Source organism: Deltaproteobacteria bacterium, from assembly GCA_016177765.1.
Lineage (GTDB): Bacteria > UBA10199 > UBA10199 > JACPAL01 > JACOUP01 > JACOUP01.
The window spans coordinates 1-1,728 of sequence record JACOUP010000006.1; the positions used below are offsets into that span (position 1 = coordinate 1).

2 protein-coding genes are annotated in these 1,728 nt (G+C 51.3%); both read right to left on the minus strand.

Annotated elements, in window-relative coordinates; genetic code table 11:
* Positions 1-162 precede the first annotated feature (162 nt).
* The gene (locus tag HYS22_02435) at positions 163-813 is read right to left on the minus strand and encodes an IS630 family transposase (GenBank protein MBI1909011.1); all 651 of its coding nucleotides are present in this window, start codon (positions 811-813) and stop codon (positions 163-165) included.
* Positions 814-1,318: 505 nt separating this feature from the next.
* On the minus strand, positions 1,319-1,728 hold a 410-nt coding region (locus HYS22_02440), incomplete at its 5' end, for a cupin domain-containing protein (GenBank protein ID MBI1909012.1).

The window sequence follows — 1,728 nt, forward strand, 5'->3', positions numbered from 1 at the left end:
CCACGTGTTCCACAGCCTGGACGCCGTGGAAGCCTCCCTTTGTACGGCACTGGCCTCCCTGGAGGCATCCCCGCAAAAGGTTGCCGGGTTGACCGGCTTCGAATGGATAGTTAGTAAATGTTAGAACGCAACTTGGTATAATACCATTTCCTAGTTGTAATCCTACAAATAAGAACATCGGCACAAAGACGCAAGACGTGTGGGGGAGAGTACCTGAAAAGCGTCGAACAATTTATCTGTGAGTTCATCGAGAGAATCAAAAAAGCGATTTCTGCAAACATGCCTGCGCAGCCACTGCCACAGGCGTTCCACGGGATTCAATTCGGGAGAATACGCCGGCAGCAGTTCGATAGTAATATTTCCGGGCACGACCAGGTCTTTTGAGCCATGCCATCCCGCCTGATCCATAATCAGCATGATGTCCGTGTCGGAAAATGCGGAGGAAAATTGTTCAAGATAAAGATTCATCATTTCCGTGTCGACCCAAGGAAGGATAAGGCTGAAGGAGTCCCCCGTATGAGGGGATACGCTGGAATAGATGTAAAAGTTTTTGTAGCCCGGTTTTACCAGTGAATGTACCCGAAGCCCCTTCAGTCCCCAACAGCGTCCGACGGTGGGCATCGTCCCGAAACGCCCCTCGTCAAAGAAGAACACGGCACGGTCATTTTTTGATAGAAACACCGCCGCTTTTTCTGATGTTTTTTTTAAAGCTTTCCTGGGCTGCGGGGTCGGCCTTTGCGTGGGTGGGGCGTGGCACTTTCTGGCGGAACCCCATCTTGCGCACCATAAACCATAATGGTGTTTTTCCCACACTTTTGCCGAAGCGCCCGCGCACCTCATCTCGCAATCTTGCCAGTGTCCAATGGACTTTTTCCCCTTCCTGATTACTGCCCTGCTTCAGCCATTCGGCAATCTTCGCCAGCTCTTCTTCGTTCAGTTTCGGGGGATTGTGTCCTTTCGGGCGGTCGACAAGGCCTTCCACCCCATCCTCTCGGAACCTTTTGATCCACCTCCAGACAGTATCCCGTCCCACCCCCATTACGTCTGCCACCGTACTGATAGGCTGTTCCGCACTGCTGACAATCGCCTGAAGCCGGATGCCGACCCTTAATTCTTTGTTCTTCGCGAGCTCTTCTCTTGCTCTTGCCGCCAATGTTTCGTCACATGTTTTGTGGCGTCCCATACTGTCCTCCCATTTATACTTTTGGGGAACAGTATAACATTTTATGTTGTATGTCAACTAGGAATTAGTATAAACCCTTGATTCTTTGAACTTTTGAACTCCCGGATTTTTCTTTTTCGAAAAATCCGGGTCTCTTCACGGGGTGTACACAACCACGAGCAGTTCCGTCTTTTTCTTTCCCGGATTGTTGAGGACGTGAATCAGGTTCGAGTTGAAGTGGAGCGACTGGCCGTTTTTTAGCGTATGCTTTTTTCTGCCGACCTCGATGTCCAGCCGCCCTTCGAGGACGTATATAAACTCTTCGCCTTCGTGCTGGTATTCCGCCCCCTCGTGCTCCTTGCCGGGGTCTATCGTGACCAGAAAAGCCTTCATGTGCTTGTGCGCGGCGTCGGGCGTGAGCGTCACGTATGAGTAGGCTTTCCTCCTCTTTTCAAAAGCCTCCGCCTTCTTCCTCCGAGAATCTTTTTCCTCCGAAAGGAAAGCTCCGGCGTCAACAGTGAGCGCCTTTGAAATCTGAAGAATTGCGGACACGGGCGGCATCACCG